Here is a 25,050-nt window from a genome sequence, read left to right as displayed (position 1 = left end):
GGCATCTTCTGTGCCTAAATATCCCGCAGGGGGTCCGGGGGACGCGACGTTCCCCGCAGCCACCCCTCCCCCCGACGCGCAGGCCGATATGCGCGCCCGTCTGGATCCGCTGATTGCCGAACGCGCGCCGTGGCTGTTCGCGGACGGAACCCTGAACCGAGCCAGCCGCGCAGTGATGATGCGGCTGCTGCAATACCCCCGCACGGTGGAACTGGGCGCGCAGTTTCGCGATATGCCCACCGATCACATCATGCGCCACATGGCCGACCTGATTGTGCGCGATCTGCAAGTAACGGGCGCAGATCACCTGCCCCAAACCGGCCCCGCGCTGATTGTGGCGAACCACCCGACCGGGATTGCCGATGGCATCATCCTGCATCACATCATCGCGCAAAAACGCGGTGATCTGTTCATCTATGCCAATCAGGACATGATCCGCGTGCTGCCGCAAATGCAATCGCTGATCGCGCCCGTGGAATGGCGGCTGGAAAAACGCAGCCACGCCAAAACCCGCGCGACGATGGATTACACCCGTCAGGCGCTGTCAGAGGGGCGCATCGGGCTGATCTTTCCATCGGGGCGGCTGGCGAAACGGCGCGGGTTGCGGCTGCATGAACGCCCATGGATGGCCAGTGCCGCGATGATTGCGCGCAAATTCAACGTGCCGATCATCCCGCTGCATATCCGCGCGCGCAACTCGGCGCTGTTTTACCTCTTGGACGCCCTCCACCCGACCCTGCGCGACGTCACCCTGTTTAACGAAGTCCTGAACAAAGCCCGCCAACCCTATGCCGTGACCATCGGTGCGCCCATCCAGCCCACCACCCTGCCCCGCGACAGTGACCGGGCGATTGCGGAATTGCGACAGATAACGCTAACATTAGCGAATAAATAAAATAATTCCAAAATTTTGATTTAATTCGGCGTCCCGGCATTAACCATAAACCCAGAAGTTATTTATCAAAAATATAACACTTCCCGAATCAATCACGTATAAGTTAATAGATTTCGCAGTATGTAGGAGAATGTCATGAACAAATTTTCTCAGATTATCTTTTGCGCCACCATGGCGGCAATGCCGGCTTCGGCTGCTGTGGTTACCGTCACATCCTCGGGCACGATCACGTCGGGCTATGATAACGTCGGCGTGTTCGCGCCCGCAGGGTCCGACCTGACCGGCACCGCGATCCGCACCGAATGGACCTATGACCTGACGAACGCTTATCGCGAACAAGTCGGGCCGTTCACGAATGACGACGGCATCGTCAATTTTATTGACCGCGCGCAGACCGATAACCGCATCCCGCTGTTCACCTCGATCAAGTTGTGGGTGGGTGAGACCCTGACCGAACTGGAATGGATGCAAGAAGGCTATGCCGTCATTGGCCGCCTGCTGAACCAAGACACCCAGGAACTCATGGAAGGTTTCGGCCTGCAATCGACGCGGACCGGCTTTTTGGGCGAATACAACCGGCCGGAATGGGAACTGGTGTCCGAATACATCCAGCAGGACTGGATCGGCTTCAACTGGCTGCCCGCCAATGTGACGTCGCTGGCCTCGGCTTTCTCGACCGATGCCGCGGAACGCAGCTTGGGCCGTTATGAACTGGTGGACATGATCGCGATTGGTGAGCGTTGCTGCGCGCATGTGCCGGGCGAATTGCTGATCGGTTTTGAATTCGAAACCACCAATGTGACGGTTGACGTGGTTCAGCCCGCGCCCGTGCCGCTGCCGGCGGCGGCACCGATGCTGGTGCTGGGTCTGGGCGCCATGGTCGCGCTGCGCCGCCGCAAAGCCTGATCACATCGACACCAACAGGGCCGCACCATCCGCGGCCCTGTTCTCATTCGGTCGCCCTTGACGCCGGTTATGATCCGTAACACCATGCCGCACCCCAATGCGCAGCAGGTGCCACGATGACCCAACACGCCATTTTCAACCGCCCCCTGACCGACGACATTCCGCACGGATATGATCAGGCGATCTTCGGTATGGGGTGTTACTGGGGCGTTGAACGGCTGTTTTGGAAACAGAACGGCGTGTGGCTGACTCAGGTCGGTTTTGCGGGCGGGCATGTGGACAACCCCAGCTATGAACAGGTCTGCGCCGGCCAAACCGGCCATGCCGAGGTGGTGCGGATCGTCTTTGACAGCTCGGCCGTCAGTTACGATCACCTGCTGCAACTGTTTTGGGAAAACCACAACCCGACCCAAGGCAACCGGCAGGGCAATGATGTGGGCAGCCAATATCGCAGCCTGATCGTCGCCATGAATGACAGCCAGGCCGCCGCAGCCGAGGCATCGCGCATTGATTACGGCAACCGTCTGGCCGTGCAGGGGTTTGACAACATCACCACCGACATTATCGACCCCGTGCCGTTCTGGCCCGCCCATGACGCGCATCAGCAATATTTGCATAAGAATCCCGACGGTTATTGCGGGTTGCGTGGCACCGGGGTAATGGCGTCCATGCCCAACCCGGATGTGACATCATGACCACCTTTACCGCGCTGACCCATCTGCCCGGTCGCGACGCCGCCGAAGCACTGTCCGACGCCTGCGAGGCGCTGATCCCCGAACCCGTTGGCACCGGTATTTTCGAAATCGAAGACGGGTCCGAACGCTGGGAAGTCGGCGCCTATTTCACCGAGGCCCCGGACGAAGTCGCGCTTGCCCTGTTGGCGGCGGCGCATGGCGCGCAGCCCTTTGTCATCAGCGAATTGCCCGAGGTGGATTGGGTCGCCCATGTGCGGCGCGAATTGACTCCGGTTCAGGCGGGGCGGTTTTACGTTCATGGCAGCCATGACGCCGATCAGGTTCCCGAAGGCGTCGAAGCGCTGTGCATCGAGGCCGCCATGGCGTTCGGCACCGGCCATCACAACACGACCAAAGGCTGTCTTGAGGCTTTGGACCGTCTGGCCGTCGCGGGTTTTGACGCGCATCGCATCGCCGACATTGGGTGCGGCACCGCCGTTTTGGCCGTGGGGGCCGCGCGCATCTGGCCGGTCACGGTTCTGGCCAGCGATATTGACCCCGTGGCCGTTGATACGGCGGCGGCGAACGTCATCGCCAACGGTCTGGATGGCCGCGTCGAATGTATTGAGGCCGCGGGTTTCGATCATGTCCTGCTAGACCGCGCCGCGCCCTATGATCTGGTGCTGGCCAATATCCTGAAACAGCCGCTGATTGACCTGCGCGGCGATATGGCGCGTTACGTCCGCGCGGGCGGCAAGATCATCCTGTCGGGCATCCTGACCACGCAGGCCGATGAAGTTATCGCCGCCTATCAGGATGCGGGCTTTGGTCTGAATCAGCGCGACGATCTGGGCGATTGGTCCACGCTGACCATGACGCGCGCCGATTGATCGACGGGATTGCGTGGCGCGATCCGATGAAGGTCGGGGCGGGCTGCGCGCATTTTAGCGGCGACATATCGCGGCAATTATACGCGCATCCTTTTCGGGTGATGACCACCGGCGCAACCCTGGAAAGTCCTGCCCCATCCGATCTCGGGACGAAACGATCGGTCCCGTGTCAGCCGCCTAGCTCTTCCAGTTTTTTGATCATCTCTACTCGAGTCGCGTGCCGACCGCTCTCGAACTCGGTATTCAGAAACGCATCTACGATATCGGCGCTAGCCCTTCGCCGATCACCCGGGCCCCAATGCAAGCATGTTTGCATCGTTGTGCCGGCGGATCATGCCGGCCGAAAATGTGTCGGCGCAGACGCCACAACGGATGCCCGTGATCTTGTTCGCCGCAATCATGCTGCCCTGTCCGGTGCCGCCAGGATGATGCCCAGCCGACAGTCGCCGGAGGCGACACGCCGCGCCGCCGCTTCGCCGTGCGTGGGGTAGTGGGTGCTTTCAGGGAATGTCGGCCCGATACCGACCACCTCCCAGTTCCGTGCCGCGACATGATCGGCGATCACCTGTCGAAGCGGGATTGCTGCGTGATCGCTGGAAAGGACGATACGGTTGTTGACGGTCATCTACGGGGCCTTGTATTTTGTGTGAATTGGGGGGGGCTGGACGGGGAGCGCCCCCGTGCCCGACGGCCCTCTGTCCCTACCATGCCGGTTCTGGTAACGCCGCTCTTCACACATTGTGGCTAACACGCCCTCAGCGGCAAAGGTCGGCATCCGCCGCGTAATTGCACGGGTTTTCTGGACCCGGACCACCGGATAGCAGACCCAACCGCCGATGCTCTCACCCCGACCCATCACCAAAGCGTCACCCATCGACACACCGATCAAACCGGCCAAAGGGGGCCGATTTTTCATTGCGATCACCAACGGCCGGCGGCATACGGCAGAGCGTCGAGGTGATCTCCACAGGCGCAACCCCGGAAACACCCCACCCGTCCGATCACGTTGATTAACACGCGCTCAGTGGCAAAGGTCAGCATCCGAAGCGTCACTGTCCAGTTTTTCGGGATCCGAATCACCGGACACCCTCCCAGCCTCACCCATCACGAAAGCAGGCTAAACACGCCGCATCATCAATATAAAAAAACCGGCCCAAAGGCCGGTTTTTCCATCCGATAGCACCGAAAATCAGTTGCCAGCCAGCGTTTTGGCGACCTCTGCGGCGAAATCTTCTTCTTTTTTCTCAATGCCTTCGCCAACGGCGACGCGGGCGAAGGCTTTGACGGTTGCGCCAGCCTCTTTCGCGGCTTCAGCAACGGTCAGGTCAGGATTGATGACGAATTTCTGGCCGGTCAGAGTGACCTCTTCGAAGAATTTCTTCATACGGCCTTCGATCATCTTTTCGATCACGGCATCAGGTTTGCCCGATTCGCGCGCCTGTTCGGTCAGAACCTGCTTTTCACGCTCGACCAAGGTCGGGTCCAGATCGTTTTCGTCCAGCGAGGCGGGCGAGGTTGCCGCGACGTGCATCGCAATCTGACGGCCGATGTCGTCATTGCCGCCGTCCAGACCAACCAGAACGCCGATCTTGCCCATGCCTTCGGCAGCGGCGTTGTGGACATAGCTGACAACGGTCGGCGCAGTCACCACGACCATGCGGCGCAGGGTCATGTTTTCGCCGATTTTCGCGATGGCGTCGGTCAGGATTTCCGAAACCGCTTTACCGTCGATCTGTTCGTTGTTCAGCGCCTCGACGCTGTCCACGTTCAGCGCGGCTTGCGCGATTTTGCGAACCATCGTCTGGAATTCTTCGTTTTTGCCAACGAAGTCGGTTTCCGAGTTCACCTCGACCGCGACGCCTTTACCGGCGGTCACGGCAACAGCGACCAGACCTTCGGCGGCAACACGGCCCGATTTCTTGGCGGCTTTGGCCAGACCCTTGGTGCGCAGCCAGTCAACGGCGGCTTCCATGTCGCCATTGGTTTCGGTCAGTGCCTTTTTGGCGTCCATCATGCCCGCGCCGGTCGTTTCGCGCAGTTCTTTCACCATTGCAGCGGTAATGCTCATGGAAGTCTCCTTCGGGTCAATGCGTCAGGCGGGGCATATCCCCGCCTGATGACAATTCAGTAACATTTTGGTCGCGCGGACCAAATCAAGCCTCGGCGGCTTCGTCTTCCAGCAGTTCTTCGGGGGCTTCGGCCAATGCGCCAACGTCAACGCCCGCCGCGCCCATCTGCGCCGACATCCCATCCAGAGCCGCACGGCTGGCCAGATCGCAATACAGCGCAATCGCGCGTGCCGCGTCGTCGTTGCCGGGGATGATATAGTCCACGCCATCGGGCGAACAGTTGGTGTCGACCACAGCCACAACCGGGATGCCCAGTTTTTTGGCTTCCAGAATGGCCAGGTCTTCTTTGTTCACGTCCACGACGAACAGCAGGTCGGGCAGACCGCCCATATCGCGGATCCCGCCCAGCGAGGCTTGCAGTTTCTGCTGCTCACGCTCCAGTTGCAGGCGTTCTTTTTTGGTCATGCCTTCGGCACCCGAAGCCATGGTTTCGTCAATCGCCTTCAGGCGGTTGATCGACTGCGACACGGTTTTCCAGTTGGTCAGCGTGCCACCCAGCCAGCGGTGGTTCATGTAGAATTGCGCCGATTTTTCAGCAGCTTCGGCGATGGATTTCTGCGCCTGACGCTTAGTGCCGACGAACAGAACGCGGCCACCTTTGGCCACGGTGTCGCGCACGACTTGCAGAGCCGCGTCCAGCATCGGGACGGTCTGGGTCAGGTCGATGATGTGAATGCCGTTACGGTCGCCATAGATGAATTCACCCATGCGCGGGTTCCAACGCTGGGTTTGGTGACCATAGTGAACGCCAGCTTCCAACAGCTGACGCAGCGAAAATTCAGGAAGCGCCATGTCCATATTCCTTTCCGGTTTGCGCCTTGGCAAAGGGTTTCAGGGCATTGCCCCAACCGGTGGACCGTTCACGGATGTCTCCCGCGGCGGCCCGCCTTTGCCTGAGAAGTGGGCTGCGCTTACCCCCTGACGCCGAAAATGGCAACCCCTTAATCGCAATCGTGGTTAACCGGGCATTCACCACGGTTGCAGCTTTTGCTTGCATTGGCGGGGTTGCGGGGGCAATTTACCCGCAAATTCAAAGGATGTCGCCATGACCCCGCAAATCCAGTCGCAAAAAACCCGCGCCCTGTGCCAATTGGCCCCGGTGATCCCGGTTATTGTGATTAAGGACGCCGGACATGCGCAGATGCTGGCCCAGACCTTGGTCGCGGGCGGCCTGCCGGTGTTAGAGGTGACCCTGCGATCCGACGCCGCATTGGACGCGATTCGCGCCATGTCTGGCGTGGCGGGCGGGCATGTCGGCGCGGGAACCGTGCTGACGTCCGATGACGCCAAACGGGCCAAAGATGCAGGCGCCAGCTTTGCCGTATCCCCCGGCCTGACCGACCGCCTGATCGACGCCTGCGCGGAACTGGACCTGCCCCTGCTGCCCGGCGCCGTCACCGCGTCCGAGGTGATGCGCGCCGCTGACGCCGGTTTCGACATGCTGAAATTCTTCCCGGCCGAGGCTGTGGGCGGCGCCCCTGCCCTGAAATCGCTGGCTGGTCCCTTGCCGCGGGTTCATTTCTGCCCCACGGGCGGCGTGTCGCCACAAAATGCAGGCGACTATCTGGCGCTGCCGAATGTGGTCTGCGTCGGCGGCAGCTGGATCGTGACTGACGCGGACATGATCGCGGGCAACTGGTCCGCAATCGAAGACCGCGCCCGCGCCGCCGCCGGTTTGCGCGGTTAACCATGACCCCGGACCTGGCGCGCGCGCGCCGCAATATGTGGGTCTTGGTTGCGGCCAATGCGATCCTTGGCGCGCAAATGTCCACGATTTTTATTGTCGGCGGGCTGGCCGGTCAGATGCTGGCCCCGAACCCCTGCATCGCAACGCTGCCGCTGTCGATGATCATTCTGGGGTCCGCCCTGTCGGCGCGCCCGCTGGCGCGATTTATGCAGAGTGCCGGACGCAAAGCAGGCTTTCTGCTGGCCGTTCTGGCGGGCGCCACAGGTGCTGCGATTGCGGCGGCGGGACTGTGGATTGGGTCGTTCTGGCTGTTCATGGCAGGATCAACTTTTACCGGCATCTATATGTCAGCGCAGGGTTTTTACCGCTTTGCTGCGACGGACACCGCACCCGATGATTTCGCCCCGCGCGCGATCAGTTGGGTGATGGCGGGTGGGCTGGCCGCGGCGATCATTGGCCCCGCAATTGTGCGCAGCACCGCCGATATCAGCGTGGTGCCGTTTCTGGCCACCTATATCGCGGTGATGCTGCTGAACCTTACCGGGCCGTTTTTGTTCGCCTTTCTGGACATTCCGCGCCCGCCCGCCCCTGCGCCGGGCAGCAGCGCCGGACGCCCCATGTCCGAAATCCTGCGCAGCCCGGTGATTATTGTTGCGATGATCTGCGGCATGGTTGCCTATGCGCTGATGAATTTGGTCATGACCTCTACCCCGCTGGCGGTGGTCGGCTGCGGATTTGCCGCAACTGACGCGGCGAATATCGTCAGCGCACATGTGCTGGCCATGTTCGCGCCCAGCTTCTTTACCGGCCATCTGATCGCGCGATTTGGTGCGCCGCGCATTGTGGCGGCGGGGCTGCTGATCCTTGCCGGCTCGGGGGCCGTCGCCCTGTCCGGGGTCGAGCTGGGGCATTTCTATGTGTCACTGATCCTGTTGGGGCTGGGCTGGAATTTCGGCTATATCGGCGCAACGGCGATGCTGACCCGCGCCCATTCGCCACAGGAGCGCGGGCGGGTGCAGGGGCTGAACGACGCCGTGGTGTTCGGCGGCGTGTTTCTGGCCTCGCTGTCGTCGGGCGGGCTGATGAACTGCCTTGGCGGATCGGCGCAATCGGGCTGGAACGCCGTGAACCTTGCCATGCTGCCGTTTCTGGTGCTGGCGGGGGGCGCGCTGATCTGGCTGATGCTGCGGCCCAAGGACGCATAACCTGCAACCGCGCTTAGGTGGCACGGTTGCGAATTGAGTATTTTTGCACAGAAGAAACTACAACAGCGTTTTTTGCTGCGATTCCGGCGGTTTGCGGCGCGGCTTTGGCGTGGATTTCAGAGGTGCGGCATCCACGCGACCATCGGCGAATTCGATCTGAAACTGCGGCGTGGCCGCCGCATCGCGGGCCGAGGTCAGCAGCCCATTCGCCCCATGCACCACCGCAAAGCCGCGTTTCAGCGTTTCGGTATAGCCCAAGGTTTGCCGCATCCGGTCCAGCCGCGCCAAGTGATCCGCACGCGAGGAAAGCCCGCGTTTCATCGTAACATCAATGCGTTGCATCAGATCATTCAGGCGGTCGCGTTGCGCGATATTCCGGTCGCGCGCCGTGGTCAGCAGGCGTTGCAGCGATCCGGTCAGGCGGCTGTGCAACTGCGCCAGCCGGTCGCTGGGCCGTTCCAACGGACGCATCCGCGCCGCCATCAGCCGCGCCGCGCCAGAGGTCAGTTCCTGTTGCCGCTGCCGCACCAGCCCGCGCAGGCCCGGACGCAACCGCGCGCCCCACAGCGTCAGCCGTTGCTGCGCGGCATCGGTCAGCGCCGTGGGCCGCCCCAGTTGCAGCGCCTGCAAACGGTGGCGACGGTCGCGCACCAGCCCGCGCAAAGCGGGTTCCAGACGCGCGGCCCACAGGTCGAATCGCTGTCGCGGGCCTTCGGTCAGGGCAGCGGGGCGGCCCATGGCGCGGGACAAATCGCGCAGACGTTGGCGCGGGCGGTCGATGCGCAGCATTTTCGCCCGCACCATCCGCGCGCCGTGATCGGCCAGACGCGCGGCCAGATCGGCGCGCACCGGCACCGCGATTTCGGCGGCGGCAGTCGGCGTCGGCGCGCGGCGGTCGGATGCGAAATCAATCAGCGTCGTGTCGGTTTCATGCCCGACGGCAGAGATCAGCGGGATCCGGCTGTCGGCGGCGGCGCGCACAACGATTTCTTCGTTAAAGCCCCACAGATCTTCCAGACTGCCGCCGCCACGCGCCACGATAATCAGATCGGGGCGCGGCACCGGGCCATGATCCGGCAGATCGTTAAAGCCCCGAATCGCCGCGGCGACCTGCGGCGCGCAGGCATCGCCCTGCACCGCGACGGGCCAGATCACCACGCGGCTGGGGAAACGGTCGCGCAAACGGTGCAGAATGTCGCGGATCACCGCCCCCGAAGGCGAGGTCACCACCCCAATCACCCCCGGCAGATAGGGCAGCGGGCGTTTGCGGGCGTCGTCAAACAATCCCTCGGCGGCCAGTGCGTGACGGCGTTTTTCCAGCATCGCCATCAGCGCCCCGGCACCCGCCGGTTCGATCTGATCCACGATCATCTGATATTTGGACTGCCCCGGAAAGGTGGTCAGGCGGCCGGTTGCGATCACCTCAAGCCCCTCTTCGGGGCGCTGGGTCAGGCGGGCGGCCTGGCCTTTCCACGTCACGGCGGCCAGAACGGCGCGGTCGTCTTTCAGGTCGAAATACAGATGCCCCGAGGACGGGCGGGACACGCGGCCGATCTCGGCGCGCACGCGGACGCGGCCGAATTGATCTTCGATGCTGCGTTTGACCGCGCCGGACAGCTCCGACACGGTGAATTCATGGGCGTTATTGCCCGGCAGCGGTTCGTCGATCAGGTCCATGCGCTTGTTCCCCTTTGCGCGGCAGATTAGAACGCCGCAACGATGAACGAAAGGGCGGCACATGAATATCCTGATTTTAGGCGGCGGCGGGCGTGAACATGCGCTGGCTTGGGCGATCCGGCAGAACCCGAAATGCGACCGGCTGATCGTCGCGCCGGGCAATGCGGGGATTGCGGGCGTGGCGGAATGTGCGGCCTTGGATGTGCTGTCGCGCAGCGAGGTGTTAGAGTTCGCGCAGGAAAATGCCATTGATTTCATCATCATCGGCCCCGAAGCGCCTCTGGCCGCCGGTGTGTCGGACGCGCTGCGCGATGCCGGTTTTCTGGTGTTTGGTCCGTCGCAGGCCGCCGCCCAGCTTGAGGCGTCCAAGGCGTTTACCAAGGAAATCTGCGATGCCTGCGGCGCGCCGACCGCCGCGTGGGCGCGGTTCACGGACGCCGCCGCCGCGCGCGATTATGTCACCCAGCAAGGCGCGCCCATCGTGGTGAAGGCCGATGGTCTGGCCGCAGGCAAAGGCGTGACCGTGGCCGAAACCGTCCAGCAGGCGCATGACGCCATCGACCTGATTTTCGACGGCGAATTCGGCGACACCTCGGTCGTGATCGAGGAATTTATGGCGGGCGAAGAAGCCAGCTTTTTCATTCTGTCGGACGGCACCACCTGCCTGCCTGTTGGCACGGCGCAGGATCATAAACGCGTGGGCGACGGCGATACGGGGCCGAATACCGGCGGCATGGGCGCATACAGCCCCGCGCCGGTGCTGACCCCTGTCCTGCAAGATCAGGTGATGGACCAGATCGTGCGGCCCAGCGTGGCGGAAATGGCGCGGCGCGGCACGCCGTTTCAGGGGGTGTTGTTCGCGGGGCTGATGATCGCGGATGGTCAGGCGCGGCTGGTCGAATACAATGTGCGCTTTGGCGACCCGGAATGTCAGGTGCTGATGATGCGGCTGGGGGCGCAGGTGCTGGATCTGCTGCTGGCCTGTGCGCGCGGCACCTTGGATCAGGCGCGGGTGACATGGGCAGATGATCATGCGCTGACCGTGGTTCTGGCCGCACAGGGATACCCCGGCGCCTATGACAAAGGCAGCGTTATCAAAGGCTTGGACGCCCTGACCGAAGACAGCTTCACCATGACCTTCCACGCCGGAACCGCGACAGAGGACGGGCAGATCATCGCGACCGGCGGGCGTGTTCTGGCCTGCACCGGCCGGGGCGAGACGTTGGAACAGGCGCATCAGCGCGCCTATGCGCAGGTGGACGCGATCGACTGGCCGCAGGGCTTTTGCCGCCGCGATATTGGCTGGCGCGCGCTGTAAAGGAAACGGCCCGCCAATGGCGGGCCGCACATCTTATTCGCCGCTGGAATACAGCCCTTCATAGATCGGACCCAGCGTTTCCAATTCAAACAGCGAACTGACCGAAGTGCCGTTCCAGATGTTCAAAATCGCCTGCGCGAACATCGGCGCGGTCGGGACGATGCGGATATTCGGGGCGTTCTTAACCGCATCAGTCGGGGCAATCGAATCGGTGATCACCAGCGATTTCATCACCGATTTGCTGACCCGTTCAACCGCCGGGCCGGACAACACGCCATGGGTGATATAGGCGTGAACCTCGGTCGCGCCTTCGTCCATCAGAACCTGCGCGGCCTTGCACAGCGTGCCGGCGGTGTCGCAAATATCGTCAACGATAATACATTTCTTGCCCGTCACGTCGCCGATGACGGTCATATCGGCCACTTCGCCCGCCTTTTCGCGGCGTTTATCGACGATGGACAGCGGTGCGCCGATGCGCTGCGCCAATTCACGCGCGCGGGCCACGCCGCCCACATCAGGCGACACCACCATGATGTCATCCATGCGCCCACGGAAATGATGCTGAACGTCCAAGGCAAAGACCGGTGCCGCATAGAGGTTATCCACAGGCACGTCAAAGAAGCCCTGAATCTGCGCCGCATGCAGATCCAGCGTCAGAACGCGGTCCACGCCCGCCTCGGTCAGCAGGTTGGCGACCAATTTTGCGGAAATGGGGGTGCGCGCCTTGGCCCGGCGATCCTGACGGGCGTAACCGAAATACGGAATCACCGCCGTAATGCGCGATGCCGACGACCGGCGCAGCGCGTCGGTCATGATCAACAGCTCCATCAGGTTGTCATTCGCGGGGTTCGAGGTCGGCTGAATGATATACATATCTTCGCCGCGCACGTTTTCGAACACTTCGACAAAGATTTCCTGATCGTTGAATCGTTCGACGCGGGCGTCCAACAGGCCCACATTCATGCCACGATGCATCGACATACGCCGCGCAATCGCGCCCGCAAGGGGGCGGTTGGCATTACCAGAGATCAGTTTTGGTTCGGTCATGACGGGCATGTCGGGGGCCTTTGCAATGGATTCGCCAGATTGCACCCGCCTTATCACCCGGTTAGCCTGCGGGCAAATGATGAAGGAAATATGATGGCCCACATCGACTATTATTTCGGGACGATCAGCCCCTGGGCCTATTTGGCGGGGGACAGGCTGGAACAGATCGCGGCGCGGCATGGCGCGACGGTCGCGTATAAACCGCTGGATTTGATGCAATTGTTTGCGCGAACCGGCGGGAAACCCTTTGCCGAACGCCCGGTATGCCGTCAGGAATACCGCAATCAGGATCTGCCGCGCTGCGCCAAGCATCTGGGCATGGCCCTGAATCTGCGGCCCGCGTTCTGGCCGGTCAATATGGCACCGTCATCCTATGCCATCATCGCGGCGCAGGCGGGGGGCGGCGATGTTGGCCCGCTGGTGCAGGGGTTCCTGCGCGCCGTCTGGGCCGAAGATCGCGACATCAGCGATGATTCGGTCATCCGCGACATTCTGGCCACCCATGGTTTCGACCCCGCAATCGCGGATAAGGGGCTGTTCGTCGGCGCCGAAACCTATGGCCGCAATCTGGAACAGGCGGTGACGGCGGGCGTGTTCGGCGCGCCGTTTTACATTGTGCAGGACAGCGGAGAACGGTTCTGGGGTCAGGACCGGCTGGACTTTCTGGACCGCCATCTGGCCACGCTATGACCGGGGTTTACACGCGGCACTGGCCGGGGGCCGACCGCCCGGCCTTGGCGCTGCACTGCCTGATGGGCAGCGGCGCGGCATGGGGACCAATCGCGGAACGGCTGAACGGCGCTGTTGATCTGCGCGCGTTCGATATGCCGGGGCATGGGCGCAGTCCGGCATGGGAACCCGCAGACGTCGATTATCACACCGCCGTCACGCGGATTGCGGCGGGGTTTATCACGCGCCCCGTCGATCTGATCGGTCACAGCATGGGCGCGACGGTCGCGCTGCGCATTGCCGTGGCCGCACCCGATGCGGTGCGGTCGTTAACGCTGATTGAACCCGTGCTGTTCGCCGCCGCGCCGGATGCGGCACAGGACGCATTGGACGCGCAGATCGCGGCGTTTTTGCAGGCGGGCGATCATGCAGCGGCGGCGCGGGTGTTTCTGGCGGCGTGGGGCGGCGGCGATTTCGACGCCATGCCCGCCCCGATTCAGGCGCAAATCGCGCGACAGGTCGAATTGCTGCACGATATGGGGCCGGTGCTGCGCGACGATTCCGCCCGGATGTTGCGACCCGATGGGTTGGAACAACTGGACGCGCCGGTTCTGCTGATTTCAGGTGCCGACAGCCCGCCCGTGGTGCATGGCATCGCGGACGCCTTGGCCGCGCGGCTGCCGGATGTGGGGCGCGCGACGGTGCCAGATGCGGGGCATATGTTGCCATTGACCCATCCGGCGCAGGTGGCCGACCTGATCGCGTTGAATCTGGATCGCGCCTAAGCAAAAACCCCGGCGCCAAGGCCGGGGTTTTCGTTTCACATCAATTCGGAACCGTCGAGGAATTGGGGTCCAACCCAATATGCGTGCCAAGGGCGTGCATGTCGGACACCAGCTTCACAGCGGCGGTCACGACCTCTTCGCCGACGGTTTCGCGACGGTCTTCGGCGCTCTTCTGCGCGCGGCGGGCGTCGCGCATCAAGTCATCGAACACCGCCTGCGTCAGATCCGCGCGGGCGTGACCACGTTCAGCCAGCAGGCTGACCGATTCCTGATTGATTTCGGCGAACCCGCCGGTGACGGCGAATTCATGGGTCGAACCGTCCGCGCCGACCAGCACAACCATGCCGGGGCGCAGGGTGACGATCGCGGGCGAATGGCCGGGCATTGCGGTCAGATCGCCGTCGCTGCCCGGCAGGCGCACCTCGCGCACCTGAACAGAGGCAAGGCTCCGTTCCGGTGACACAAGGTCAAACTGCATGGTATCGGCCATTTCGCCCCCTTACGCCGCTTCTGCCGCGAGACGTTCAGCCTTGGCCTTCACCTCGTCGATGTCGCCAACCATATAGAAGGCCGCTTCGGGCAGGTGGTCATATTCGCCAGCCACAACCGCCTTGAACGAGGCGATGGTTTTTTCCAGCGGAACCTGAACCCCGTCCGAGCCAGTGAACACTTTCGCCACGTCGAAGGGCTGCGACAGGAAGCGCTGAATTTTCCGGGCGCGGGCCACGGTCAGTTTGTCTTCCTCGGACAGTTCGTCCATGCCCAGAATGGCGATGATGTCTTGCAGCGACTTGTATTTTTGCAGGATGCCCTGCACGTCGCGCGCCACTTTGTAATGTTCTTCACCCACCACGGCCGGGTCCAGAATACGGCTGTTCGAATCCAGCGGGTCAACGGCCGGATAGATGCCCAGTTCCGAAATCGCACGCGACAGAACGGTCGTGGCGTCCAGGTGGGCAAAGGTCGTTGCCGGTGCCGGGTCGGTCAAGTCGTCGGCCGGAACGTAAACGGCCTGGATCGAGGTGATCGAACCGTTCTTGGTCGAGGTGATGCGTTCCTGCATCGCGCCCATGTCGGTGGCCAGCGTCGGCTGATACCCCACGGCGGACGGGATGCGGCCCAGCAGTGCCGACACTTCCGAACCCGCTTGGGTAAAGCGGAAGATGTTATCCACAAAGAACAGAACGTCGGTCCCGGTCGAATCGCGGAACTGTTCGGCCAGCGTCAGACCGGTCAGCGCCACACGCATACGCGCCCCCGGAGGCTCGTTCATCTGACCGTAAACCAGAGCCACCTGCGATTCCGCCAGATTGTCGGGTTTGATAACGCCCGATTCAACCATTTCGTGATACAGGTCGTTGCCTTCACGGGTCCGCTCACCCACGCCGGCGAACACGGAATAACCGCTATGCACCTTGGCGATGTTGTTGATCAGTTCCATGATCAGAACGGTTTTGCCCACACCGGCGCCGCCGAACAGGCCGATTTTACCGCCTTTGGAATAGGGGGCCAGCAGGTCGATCACCTTAATGCCCGTCACCAGAATTTCCGAGCTGGTCGCCTGTGCGGCGAAGTCCGGCGCGGGCTGGTGGATGGCGCGGGTTTCGGTTGCGACGACGGGACCGCCTTCGTCAACCGGCTCGCCGACCACGTTCAGAATACGGCCCAGCGTGGCGTCGCCAACCGGAACCGAAATCGGTTTGCCGGTGTCGCGCACGGCTTCGCCACGAACCAGACCTTCGCTGGAGTCCATGGCGATGGTGCGGACGGTGTTTTCGCCCAGATGCTGCGCAACTTCCAGCACCAGCTTTTTGCCGTTGTTTTCGGTTTCCAGCGCGTTCAGAATCGCCGGCAGGTGGCTGTCGAACTGCACGTCAACGACGGCGCCGATCACCTGCGTGATTTTACCTGTTCCTTGTCCCATTCTTTGGTCCTTCGCTCAGCCACCATAGTGTGGCGTTAGATGCTTCGTTCAGGGTCGGGATGCAAGCCCCTGACCGGTTTATTTACCCGTCACTTCGTCAAGAAGTGCGCGCAGGTTCTGCCCCGCGGCGGGGTCAGAATATTTTTGTTGCCATGTCGCTTGGGCGGCTTGCCCAAGACGGCTGGCCCGGTCCGGGTCACTGTGCAACGCCAGAATTGCGTCACGCAGCGCGCCCGAATCATGCGGCGGCACCAAGACCGAATCGACCCCATCCGTCAGATAATCTTCGGTGCCGGGGCAGCGGGTCGCGATGATCGCGCGCCCTTGGGCCATCGCAATCAACACCGTCACCTGCCCCGCTGCCGAGGATGTTTCGCTGACCGGCAGCACCGCAAGCGGCGCAGACAAGGACAGAGAATGACATTCCGGCAGGGTCAGATCGGCGCGACATTCGACTTCGTCCGGGATGTCGATGCCGTTCAGCGCCGAGGGTTTGGCGATGACCAGCACGCGCAACCCGGTGCCACGCACCGCATCGCACAGCGCCGCATAATCGCGCCCCGCCGACCCCATCGCCACCAGATCAAAGCACTCATCCGGTTCCGCCGCCGTCAATTCGCCCTGCTGATAGGGAATAAACCGCAGTCGATCGGGTGCCAGACCAAAGGCCCGCGCGTAAAACGCAATTTCCGCCGTTGAATGAACCACCAATGCCGCAGCACGGCGGAACACACGGCCATAGACGGCGGCCAGTTTCGATTTGCTGGCCCCGCCAAAGTTGAAACTCCACCCGATGATGCGGGTTTTGCTGAACATCAGCGTTTTCAGCACGCAGCAGGCAAAAGTCAGCGGCGGAAAGCTGGCCACCACCAGATCGGGCCGCGTTTTCATGGCGCGATAGGCCTGCGCAAAATGGTTTCGCCATTCGGCGCGCGTGGTCGTTTTGCCCCGTTTGTGCCAGTTCAGCGGCGCACGGTTTGGCCCAAATTTCACAAAGCGATAGGGGGCGGCAGGATCAACAAAATCGTCGATCCAACGCCCCCCTTCGTCAACCGAGGGATGAATAATCGCCACAGTGACTTCGCCCTGTTTCATCATTTACAGCGCCTCGGCGCCCGAAATGATTTCGATGAGTTCCTTGGTAATCGCAGCCTGACGCGACCGGTTGTATTCGGTCGTCAGGCGGTCGATCATATCGCCCGCATTGCGCGTTGCGTTGTCCATGGCCGTCATCCGCGCGCCCTGTTCGGACGCCGCATTTTCCAAAAGCGCCGCAAAGATTTGCGTCGCCACCGAACGGGGCAGCAAATCTTCCAGAATCGCGTCTTCGCCGGGTTCGTAATCATACAGCGACGATACATCCTGCGGCTGATCTTCGGGCGCTTCGGCCGGGATGATCTGACGCGCAGTCGGCACCTGACTGATGACCGAGGCGAAACGGTTATAGAAGATCGTCGCGATGTCGTAATCGCCGTTCTGGAAACGGGCCAGCACGTCATCCGCAATCGCGCGCGCATTGTCATAGGACACGCGCTTAACCTCGGACATATCGACGTGATCGACAATCAGATTGCCGTAATCACGTTTTAACTGTTCGCGGCCTTTTTTGCCCACGGTCAGGATGGCGACATCTTTCCCTTGGGCGCGCAGACGGTCGGCGTGTTGGCGCGCCAGTTTGACGATCGAGCTGTTAAAGCCCCCCGCCAAACCGCGTTCCGACGTCATGACCACCAACAGGTGACGCTGATCGCTGCCCGTGCCGGACAACAGGCGGGGGGCGCCAGCCTCGCCTGCCGCTTTCGCGGTCAGGCCGGCCATCACCGCCGCCATGCGGTCGGCATAGGGGCGCGCGGCCTCTGCTGCGTCTTGCGCACGGCGCAGTTTCGCAGCAGCGACCATTTGCATCGCCTTGGTGATCTTCCGCGTGTTCTTAACGCTTCCGATCCGGTTTTTAAGATCCTTGAGGCTGGGCATCTATTCCCCCTCTCAGGCGCGGGTGCTGTTGTATTCGTCCAGCGCCGCTTTGATCGCCGATTCCAGATCACCCGAAACCTTACGGTCGTTGGTGGTCATGTCATCCAGCAATTCGGACTTTTGGCTGCGCAGGAATTGGATCAGACCTTCTTCCCACGCCACGACGTCGCGCACCGGCACGTTGTCGATGTAACCTTTGGTCCCGGCATAGATGACGATCACGATTTCAGCGTTCGTCAGCGGGCGATATTGCGGCTGTTTCATCAGCTCGGTCAGGCGGGCACCGCGGTTCAGCAGGCGCTGCGTTGCGGCGTCCAGATCGGAACCGAACTGCGCAAAGGCCGCCATTTCGCGATACTGCGCCAGCTCCAGCTTAACCGGACCGGCGACGGATTTCATCGCCTTGGTCTGAGCAGCCGAACCCACGCGCGACACCGACAGACCGGTGTTCACGGCCGGGCGGATGCCCTGGAAGAACAGTTCCGTCTCAAGGAAGATCTGCCCGTCGGTGATCGAGATCACGTTGGTCGGAATATAGGCCGACACGTCGCCCGCCTGCGTTTCGATGATCGGCAGAGCGGTCAGCGAACCGGCACCAAAGTCCTCGTTCAGCTTGGCCGAACGCTCCAGCAGGCGCGAGTGCAGATAGAACACGTCGCCCGGATAGGCTTCGCGCCCCGGCGGACGGCGCAGCAGCAGCGACATCTGGCGGTAAGCCACGGCCTGTTTGGACAGGTCGTCATAGATGATCAGCGCATCTTTGCCGTTGTCGCGGAAATATTCCGCCATCGCGGTCGCAGCATAGGGGGCCAGATATTGCATCGGCGCCGGTTCTGACGCGGTCGCGGCGATGATGGTCGTGTAGGCCATCGCGCCGGTTTCTTCCAGCTTCTTCACCAACTGCGCCACGGTCGAACGCTTCTGGCCAACGGCGACATAGAAGCAATGCAGGGTTTTCATCCCTTCATCTTCGCGGCCGTTGTAGTTTTTCTGGTTCAGGATGGTGTCCAGCGCAATCGCGGTCTTGCCGGTCTGACGGTCCCCAATGATCAGTTCCCGCTGACCACGGCCAACCGGGATCATGGCGTCAACCGATTTCAGGCCGGTTGCCATCGGTTCATGCACCGATTTGCGCGGCATGATGCCGGGTGCTTTTACGTCCGCGATGCGACGTTCGGTCGCCTCGATCGGGCCTTTGCCGTCGATCGGGTTGCCCAGCGCGTCCACGACGCGGCCCAGCAGGCCCGGACCAACCGGAACGTCCACGATGGCGCGGGTGCGCTTTACGGTGTCGCCTTCTTTGATTTCGCGGTCGTCGCCAAAGATCACGACGCCGACGTTATCGGTTTCAAGGTTCAGCACCATACCGCGGATGCCGCCCGGAAACTCGACCATCTCACCGGCCTGAACATTGTCCAGACCATAGACACGGGCGATCCCGTCACCGACGGACAGCACCTGACCGACCTCGGCAACTTCGGCATCTTTGCCAAAGTTCTTGATCTGGTCTTTGAGGATCGCCGAAATCTCGGCAGCCTGGATTCCCATTATCCGACCTCTTTCATGACGTTCTGAAGGGAAGCGAGCTTGCTGCGGACCGACGAATCGATCATCTGCGAGCCCAGCTTAACGATCATGCCGCCAATGAGGGATTCATCGACGCGCGTGTTCAGTTTGATTGTCTTGCCCGATTTTTCGGCAAGGGTGTCTTTCAGCCGCTGTTGCTGTTCATCGGTCAGCGGGGCGGCGGTCGTAACATCGGCGGTCATTTCGCCGCGTTCCGCCGCGATCAGGTCCGACAAACGCGCCACCAGTTGCGGCAGCACGAACAGACGGCGATTCTTCGCCATCAGTTTCAGCGTATTGGCAAGCGTGGCCGACAGGCCCATCTTGTCAGTGATCGACGCAATCGCCCCCGCCTGTTGGTCGCGGGTATAGATCGGCGACGAAATCAGATCGCGCAGATCGGCGCTGTTGGTCAGCGTGGCGTCCAGTTCGTCGATCTGGCGGGCCAGATTGTCCAGCCCCCCTTCGTCTTTGACGATTTCGAAGACGGCCTGCGCATAGCGCCCGGCGATGCTCTGGGACATGGAAACAGAGTTGGCCACGGTCATCCTTTACGGTTTGCGCAAACCCCGCTGGCGGGCCGGAGGGTTCCGGTCAGTCGCGGGGTCGCGGGTCGCGGTGGCACGGCCACAGGGCCGTCCAAAGATCATCGCGTCATTAGCAGGTGATTTCGCGCGCGGCAACCGTCTTACACACGAAACCGAGAGGCTTTGCGACCAAGGCCGCAGCATCACGCCCATGTTAGCGCCAGCGACCCGCCCCCTGCCCCGGCATCCGCTGCGCCAGCGGTCCCCGAACCGGTTGCGGACGGATCACGCCGTCCAGAATCTCAAGGGGATTCGGGACATGGACGGTTGCGGTTGGGCCGTTCAAGGCATGGGTTTGCTTGGACAATTCGACCATAATCATACCGGCGACCAGCACGCTGCTGATCCGCGCGCCGGTGCGTTCCCAAAACTGCGCGCCCCTCAGCCAGAACCGCCGATCTGATGGCGGTATGTAAACCGCCGCGCCGTGCCATTCTGGCACAAACCCCGCCGCGCGCATCTGCGATTCGATTTGCCCGGTGGTATAGGCCCGCCCCATGCCAAAAGGGGTCGCATCCGATGCCGCCCACAGCCCCGCCCGGTTCGGCACCATCAGCATCATGCGCCCCCCCGGCCCCAGAACGCGCCACGCCTGATCCAGCAGGCCGCGCGGATCGTCGCTGGTTTCCAGCCCGTGCAGCATCACCAGCCGGTCCACGCTGCCGGTATCCACCGGCCACGCGGTTTCGTCGCATAACACGCTGTGGTTTGGCATCCCCACGGGCCACGCCATCCCCCCCTGCGGCGCGGGCATCAAGGCCGTGACCCTCCGCGCGGACGTCAGATAGGGGCGCAGCATCGGCGCGGCAAAGCCGTATCCGGCCACCGTCATCCCCTTGCACCCATCCGGCCGCCAGCGTTCCGTCAACCGGTCGCGCAAAATCCGCTGAACCACCCGCCCCAGCGAGCGTTGGTAATAGAATCGGCGCAGCTGGTTTATATCGTGATGCATGACCTGTCGCGGCGGGTTAAGCTGACGCCAAGACACCATATGTAAGGGGAAATGCCAATGCCGTTGGAACTGGTCACGATCCGTTGCCTGAAAGACAACTATGCCTATCTGATCCACGGCGATGCTGGCACCGCCCTGATCGACGCCCCCGAAGCCATGCCGATTCTGACCGAACTGGCCGCGCGTGGCTGGGGGCTGGACGCGATTTTAATCACGCATCACCACGACGATCATATTCAGGCCGTGGCTGAAATCGTGGCGGAAACCGGCGCGCGGGTGATTGGCGCAGCGTCTGACGCGCATCGCCTGCCGCCGCTGGATCAGGCCGTGGCCCCCGGCGATGTCATCCCCGTGCTGGGGCAGGACGCGCAGGTCATCGACGCATCGGGCCACACGGTCGGCCATGTCGCCTATTATTTCCCGCAATCGGCATTGGCCTTTACCGCCGACAGCCTGATGGCGCTTGGCTGTGGCCGCCTGTTCGAAGGCGATGCCGAAACGGCATGGGCCAGCCTGTCGCGCCTGAACGCCCTGCCCGGTGATACGCTGATTTGTTCGGGGCATGATTATTGCGCGGGCAACGGCGCCTTTGCCCTGTCGGTTGACCCCGACAACGCCGCGCTGCGTGACCGCCTGACCGCGGTTGCCGAATCGCGCCAGCCCTGCGCGCCCGCCACGCTGGATCTGGAACGCGCGACGAATCCGTTCCTGCGTGTGGACCACTTGCGCGAACCGCTGGGGATGCAAGGCGCGACGGATGCCGACATATTCGCCCATCTGCGCGTGCTGAAGGATGATTTTTGACCGCTTGAAAAACCGCAGGCGCGCCATCACATTACGACAAACCTTTTGGTGAAAAGCGCGGCCTCGGTTGAAAAAGAACTTGATGCTGGCGGAAATAAACCAAATCTTAAAACGATCATGACAGTCTGGGCCGGTGGGCGCCATCCGCCCATACCGCCAGCCGACTGACAGGAGAAGACGCGTGCCCAGTTTCTCGAACTCTTTGGAACAGGCCATTCATCAGGCGCTTGCGCTGGCAAACGATCATCGTCACGAACTGGCGACGCTGGAACATCTGTTGCTGGCCCTGACCGACGAACCCGAAGCGGTTAAGGTCATGCGCGCCTGCGATGTGGATCTGGATGCCCTGCGCAAAACGCTGATGGATTTCATTCAGGATGACCTGTCCACCCTGATCACCGATGTGGACGGGTCCGAGGCCGTGCCGACCGCCGCGTTTCAGCGCGTGATCCAGCGTGCCGCGATCCATGTCCAAAGCTCGGGCCGGTCCGAGGTGACGGGCGCCAATGTGCTGGTCGCAATTTTCGCCGAACGCGAATCGAATGCGGCGTTTTTCCTGCAAGAACTGGATATGACGCGGTATGACGCGGTGAACTTTATCGCGCATGGCGTGGCAAAAAACCCGTCCTATAACGAACCGCGCAAGGTCGAAGGCACCGACGACCCCGTCGAACACCGCGCTGACGCCGCGCCGGAACAAAAGGACGAATCGGCGCTGTCGAAATACTGCGTCGATCTGAACGCCAAATCGAAACAGGGCGACATTGACCCCCTGATCGGTCGCGAATCCGAGGTTGAGCGCGCGATTCAGGTTCTGTGCCGCCGCCGCAAAAACAACCCCCTGCTGGTGGGCGATCCCGGCGTGGGCAAAACCGCCATTGCCGAAGGTCTGGCCCTGAAAATCACCCGCGGCGAAACGCCCGACGTGCTGTCGGGCGCGACGATCTTTTCGCTGGATATGGGCGCGCTGCTGGCCGGAACCCGCTATCGCGGCGATTTCGAGGAACGGCTGAAAGCCGTGGTCAAAGAGCTTGAAGCGCATCCCGACGCGATTCTGTTCATCGACGAAATCCATACGGTCATCGGCGCGGGCGCGACCTCGGGCGGGGCGATGGACGCCTCGAACCTGCTGAAACCCGCGCTGGCGGGCGGCAAGCTGCGCTGCATGGGCTCAACCACCTACAAGGAATTTCGCCAGCATTTTGAAAAGGACCGCGCGCTCTCCCGCCGGTTCCAGAAGATCGACGTGAACGAACCCTCGGTCCCTGACAGCATCAAGATCCTGATGGGTCTCAAGCCGCATTTCGAGGCGCATCACGATCTGCGCTACACGAACGAGGCGATCAAGACGGCGGTAGAACTGGCCAGCCGCTATATCAACGACCGCAAACTGCCCGATTCGGCCATCGACGTGATCGACGAGGCGGGCGCGGCGCAGCATCTGGTCGCCGAAAGCAAGCGACGCAAAACCATCAGCCCCAAAGAGATCGAGGCTGTGGTGGCAAAAATCGCCCGCATCCCGCCGAAAAACGTCAGCAAAGACGACGCCGAGGTGCTGCGCGATCTGAACACCACGCTGAAACGTGTGGTCTTTGGTCAGGACGCCGCCATCGAAACGCTGTCATCGGCGATCAAACTGGCCCGCGCGGGCCTGCGCGAACCGGAAAAGCCCATCGGCAATTACCTGTTCGCAGGCCCGACCGGCGTCGGCAAAACCGAGGTGGCGAAACAACTCGCCAGCACGCTGGGGGTCGAACTTCTGCGGTTCGATATGTCCGAATATATGGAAAAGCACGCGGTCAGCCGGTTGATCGGCGCGCCTCCGGGCTATGTCGGCTTTGATCAGGGCGGGCTGCTGACCGATGGCGTGGACCAGCACCCGCATTGCGTGCTGTTGCTGGACGAAATCGAAAAGGCGCATCCCGATGTGTTCAATATCCTGCTGCAAATCATGGATGCGGGGCGTCTGACCGACCATAACGGCCGCCAGGTTGATTTCCGCAACGTGATCCTGATCATGACATCGAATGCCGGTGCTGCCGATCAGGCGCGCGCGGCGATTGGTTTCGGTCGCGACCGCCGCGAAGGCGAAGATACCGCCGCCATCGAACGCACCTTTACGCCGGAATTCCGCAACCGTCTGGACGCGATCATCAGCTTTGCGCCGCTGTCGCGCGATGTGGTGATCCATGTGGTGGATAAATTTATCCTGCAACTGGAAGCGCAGCTGATGGATCGCAACGTCCAGATCGAGCTGACGCCGGAAGCCGCGAATTGGCTGGCCGAAAAGGGTTATGACGACCGCATGGGCGCGCGTCCTCTGGGTCGTGTGATTCAGGAATACATCAAAAAGCCGTTGGCCGAAGAATTGCTGTTCGGTCGCCTGACCAAAGGCGGCACCGTGCGCGTGCTGATCGCGGATGACAAACCCGCCTTTGACATCACCGGCCCGGACGCGCCCCGGATCGGCAAAACCAAAACGCCGTTGCTGACGGCGGAATGATCACCGGGCGGCGTTTAGGCGCCGCCCGGTTTTGATTGGAAAACAACTGGTTAGGGCGGTTTGTTCGAACCGACTTCACCGCCCCGCTGCCCACGTGTTTACGTCGCAACGAATGATGGCCCAGACCTGTCGCGCGGCGGCTTGGCGGAACAGACGCATCGCTGATGATGGGGGGCGGCGTTTTCGTGACGTCCATTCTGCAATAAAACAACTATGAATCAATGGGATAATTTAATTTATTCTAACCACCCTTGCCCATCTGATCGCTGCGCTTTCCTATGCCGGCGGTGAGGTTGGCCGGTTATGGGCCGGCTTCAGCCTGTCACCGATTACAAACACAAACCTCGCTGTTGGCGGAAGAACGATGTCAGGCGCAGCATTTTTGCACCGGTTTCTTTGCGCGATAATGTAACGAAATAAGCATGTTAGGGTGATTTATTCGAACCACTCTTAACTCACAGCGGTCAGCCTGCTTTGCCCCGTTATCGGTCCGTCTGGCCAATGATGCGGGCGCGCTCCATGCATAAAGGTGAACGAAATTAGACGGTTAGCGAGCATTGTTCCTATCTTGCGCAATCTGCCGCTGGTGTTCGCGTTTGGGTCCGGCGGGCGCGTTCGTTAATCATAATCCGGTGCGGATTACCGAAATCATCAGCGCACAGCACCCCGCGCCGCCCGCGGCAGTTGCCGCGCGGTTTCCCGCCGCTGGTCAACGGCCTCGATAATGTCCCGCCGCTGATCGTCGGTCAGGTCGCGCCAAGCAGTGATTTCGTCAAGACTGCGCCAGCAGCCGATGCAGAGGCCGCTGGCTGGCTCGATCCGGCAGACATTGATGCAGGGGGACGCGATGCCGGGCAT

At 61.9% G+C, this 25,050-nt stretch carries 23 protein-coding genes and 1 pseudogene; 11 read left to right on the top strand and 13 right to left on the bottom strand.

What is annotated here, in order from left to right:
* The first annotated feature begins 88 nt into the window (after window positions 1-88).
* The 4 genes from Q4G20_RS02420 to Q4G20_RS02405 all read left to right on the top strand — a co-directional run bounded on the left by Q4G20_RS02420 (window position 89) and on the right by Q4G20_RS02405 (window position 3,365).
* Window positions 89-895 carry a lysophospholipid acyltransferase family protein gene (locus Q4G20_RS02420; protein ID WP_303341739.1) on the top strand — a complete coding sequence of 269 codons (807 nt, stop codon included), beginning with the start codon at window positions 89-91 and terminating at the stop codon, window positions 893-895.
* 135 nt (window positions 896-1,030) lie between these two features.
* Window positions 1,031-1,801 (top strand): VPLPA-CTERM sorting domain-containing protein, encoded by a 771-nt coding sequence (locus tag Q4G20_RS02415; protein ID WP_303341738.1) that lies wholly within the window; start codon window positions 1,031-1,033, stop codon window positions 1,799-1,801.
* A gap of 116 nt (window positions 1,802-1,917) precedes the next feature.
* Entirely contained in the window at window positions 1,918-2,496 is a 579-nt protein-coding gene (msrA, locus tag Q4G20_RS02410) for a peptide-methionine (S)-S-oxide reductase MsrA (protein WP_303341737.1), read from the top strand.
* Window positions 2,493-3,365 (top strand): 50S ribosomal protein L11 methyltransferase, encoded by an 873-nt coding sequence (locus Q4G20_RS02405; RefSeq protein WP_303341736.1) that lies wholly within the window; start codon window positions 2,493-2,495, stop codon window positions 3,363-3,365. Before msrA ends, Q4G20_RS02405 begins: the two co-directional genes overlap by 4 nt.
* A gap of 169 nt (window positions 3,366-3,534) precedes the next feature.
* Here the strand turns inward: Q4G20_RS02405 and rpiB are convergent.
* The 3 genes and pseudogenes from rpiB to rpsB all read right to left on the bottom strand — a co-directional run bounded on the left by rpiB (window position 3,535) and on the right by rpsB (window position 6,292).
* A pseudogene (gene rpiB, locus Q4G20_RS02400) lies at window positions 3,535-3,990 on the bottom strand (ribose 5-phosphate isomerase B).
* A gap of 564 nt (window positions 3,991-4,554) precedes the next feature.
* Window positions 4,555-5,433: a translation elongation factor Ts gene (tsf, locus tag Q4G20_RS02395; RefSeq protein ID WP_303341735.1), complete on the bottom strand. Its 879-nt coding sequence runs from the start codon at window positions 5,431-5,433 to the stop codon at window positions 4,555-4,557.
* Between the two features lie 85 nt (window positions 5,434-5,518).
* The gene (gene rpsB / locus Q4G20_RS02390; protein ID WP_303341734.1) at window positions 5,519-6,292 is read right to left on the bottom strand and encodes a 30S ribosomal protein S2; all 774 of its coding nucleotides are present in this window, start codon (window positions 6,290-6,292) and stop codon (window positions 5,519-5,521) included.
* A 247-nt stretch (window positions 6,293-6,539) separates the two neighbouring features.
* Here rpsB and eda point away from each other — a divergent pair, with 247 nt between their 5' ends.
* Together eda and Q4G20_RS02380 are read left to right on the top strand one after the other, a co-directional pair.
* A complete protein-coding gene (gene eda / locus Q4G20_RS02385; RefSeq protein WP_303341733.1) occupies window positions 6,540-7,181 on the top strand; it encodes a bifunctional 4-hydroxy-2-oxoglutarate aldolase/2-dehydro-3-deoxy-phosphogluconate aldolase in 642 nt (213 codons plus the stop codon).
* Window positions 7,182-7,183: 2 nt separating this feature from the next.
* Window positions 7,184-8,386, top strand: coding sequence for an MFS transporter (locus Q4G20_RS02380; RefSeq protein WP_303341732.1), 1,203 nt, complete (start codon window positions 7,184-7,186; stop codon window positions 8,384-8,386).
* Window positions 8,387-8,443: 57 nt separating this feature from the next.
* Here the strand turns inward: Q4G20_RS02380 and xseA are convergent, their stop codons facing one another.
* A complete protein-coding gene (xseA, locus tag Q4G20_RS02375) occupies window positions 8,444-10,063 on the bottom strand; it encodes an exodeoxyribonuclease VII large subunit (RefSeq protein ID WP_303341731.1) in 1,620 nt (539 codons plus the stop codon).
* Between the two features lie 61 nt (window positions 10,064-10,124).
* Between xseA and purD the strand changes: the two genes are divergently transcribed.
* Complete coding sequence (purD, locus tag Q4G20_RS02370) at window positions 10,125-11,381, top strand: phosphoribosylamine--glycine ligase (RefSeq protein WP_303341730.1); 1,257 nt, start codon at window positions 10,125-10,127, stop codon at window positions 11,379-11,381.
* A 33-nt stretch (window positions 11,382-11,414) separates the two neighbouring features.
* Here the strand turns inward: purD and Q4G20_RS02365 are convergent, their stop codons facing one another.
* The gene (locus Q4G20_RS02365; RefSeq protein WP_303341729.1) at window positions 11,415-12,437 is read right to left on the bottom strand and encodes a ribose-phosphate pyrophosphokinase; all 1,023 of its coding nucleotides are present in this window, start codon (window positions 12,435-12,437) and stop codon (window positions 11,415-11,417) included.
* Between the two features lie 84 nt (window positions 12,438-12,521).
* Here Q4G20_RS02365 and Q4G20_RS02360 point away from each other — a divergent pair, with 84 nt between their 5' ends.
* A complete protein-coding gene (locus tag Q4G20_RS02360) occupies window positions 12,522-13,118 on the top strand; it encodes a 2-hydroxychromene-2-carboxylate isomerase (RefSeq protein ID WP_303341728.1) in 597 nt (198 codons plus the stop codon).
* Complete coding sequence (locus Q4G20_RS02355) at window positions 13,115-13,882, top strand: alpha/beta fold hydrolase (RefSeq protein ID WP_303341727.1); 768 nt, start codon at window positions 13,115-13,117, stop codon at window positions 13,880-13,882. Before Q4G20_RS02360 ends, Q4G20_RS02355 begins: the two co-directional genes overlap by 4 nt.
* 40 nt (window positions 13,883-13,922) lie before the next feature.
* On the opposite strand, the gene Q4G20_RS02350 is transcribed toward Q4G20_RS02355, so the two are convergent.
* The 7 genes from Q4G20_RS02350 to Q4G20_RS02320 form a co-directional block, all read right to left on the bottom strand.
* Entirely contained in the window at window positions 13,923-14,372 is a 450-nt protein-coding gene (locus Q4G20_RS02350; protein WP_303341726.1) for a F0F1 ATP synthase subunit epsilon, read from the bottom strand.
* 9 nt (window positions 14,373-14,381) lie between these two features.
* The gene (gene atpD, locus Q4G20_RS02345) at window positions 14,382-15,806 is read right to left on the bottom strand and encodes a F0F1 ATP synthase subunit beta (RefSeq protein WP_303341723.1); all 1,425 of its coding nucleotides are present in this window, start codon (window positions 15,804-15,806) and stop codon (window positions 14,382-14,384) included.
* A 78-nt stretch (window positions 15,807-15,884) separates the two neighbouring features.
* Window positions 15,885-16,904 carry a glycosyltransferase gene (locus Q4G20_RS02340; RefSeq protein ID WP_303341721.1) on the bottom strand — a complete coding sequence of 340 codons (1,020 nt, stop codon included), beginning with the start codon at window positions 16,902-16,904 and terminating at the stop codon, window positions 15,885-15,887.
* Window positions 16,905-17,780: a F0F1 ATP synthase subunit gamma gene (locus Q4G20_RS02335; protein ID WP_303341719.1), complete on the bottom strand. Its 876-nt coding sequence runs from the start codon at window positions 17,778-17,780 to the stop codon at window positions 16,905-16,907.
* Window positions 17,781-17,792: 12 nt separating this feature from the next.
* Window positions 17,793-19,328, bottom strand: coding sequence for a F0F1 ATP synthase subunit alpha (atpA, locus tag Q4G20_RS02330; RefSeq protein WP_303341717.1), 1,536 nt, complete (start codon window positions 19,326-19,328; stop codon window positions 17,793-17,795).
* Window positions 19,328-19,888 carry a F0F1 ATP synthase subunit delta gene (locus Q4G20_RS02325; RefSeq protein ID WP_303341716.1) on the bottom strand — a complete coding sequence of 187 codons (561 nt, stop codon included), beginning with the start codon at window positions 19,886-19,888 and terminating at the stop codon, window positions 19,328-19,330. Before Q4G20_RS02325 ends, atpA begins: the two co-directional genes overlap by 1 nt.
* A 199-nt stretch (window positions 19,889-20,087) precedes the next feature.
* Complete coding sequence (locus Q4G20_RS02320; protein ID WP_303341714.1) at window positions 20,088-20,885, bottom strand: class I SAM-dependent methyltransferase; 798 nt, start codon at window positions 20,883-20,885, stop codon at window positions 20,088-20,090.
* Window positions 20,886-20,942: 57 nt separating this feature from the next.
* On the opposite strand from Q4G20_RS02320, the gene gloB reads away from it, so the two are divergent.
* The gene (gloB, locus tag Q4G20_RS02315; RefSeq protein ID WP_303341712.1) at window positions 20,943-21,689 is read left to right on the top strand and encodes a hydroxyacylglutathione hydrolase; all 747 of its coding nucleotides are present in this window, start codon (window positions 20,943-20,945) and stop codon (window positions 21,687-21,689) included.
* Window positions 21,690-21,870: 181 nt separating this feature from the next.
* Window positions 21,871-24,192, top strand: a complete 2,322-nt coding sequence (gene clpA, locus Q4G20_RS02310; protein WP_303341710.1) for an ATP-dependent Clp protease ATP-binding subunit ClpA — start codon at window positions 21,871-21,873, stop codon at window positions 24,190-24,192.
* A gap of 651 nt (window positions 24,193-24,843) precedes the next feature.
* On the opposite strand, the gene Q4G20_RS02305 is transcribed toward clpA, so the two are convergent.
* Window positions 24,844-25,050: a DUF1289 domain-containing protein gene (locus tag Q4G20_RS02305; RefSeq protein ID WP_303341708.1), complete on the bottom strand. Its 207-nt coding sequence runs from the start codon at window positions 25,048-25,050 to the stop codon at window positions 24,844-24,846.

Source organism: Paracoccus sp. (in: a-proteobacteria), from assembly GCF_030538495.1.
Classification (GTDB): domain Bacteria; phylum Pseudomonadota; class Alphaproteobacteria; order Rhodobacterales; family Rhodobacteraceae; genus Paracoccus.
The sequence above is the reverse complement of the archived record's forward strand: the minus strand, read 5'-3'. Positions and strand labels throughout refer to the sequence as shown.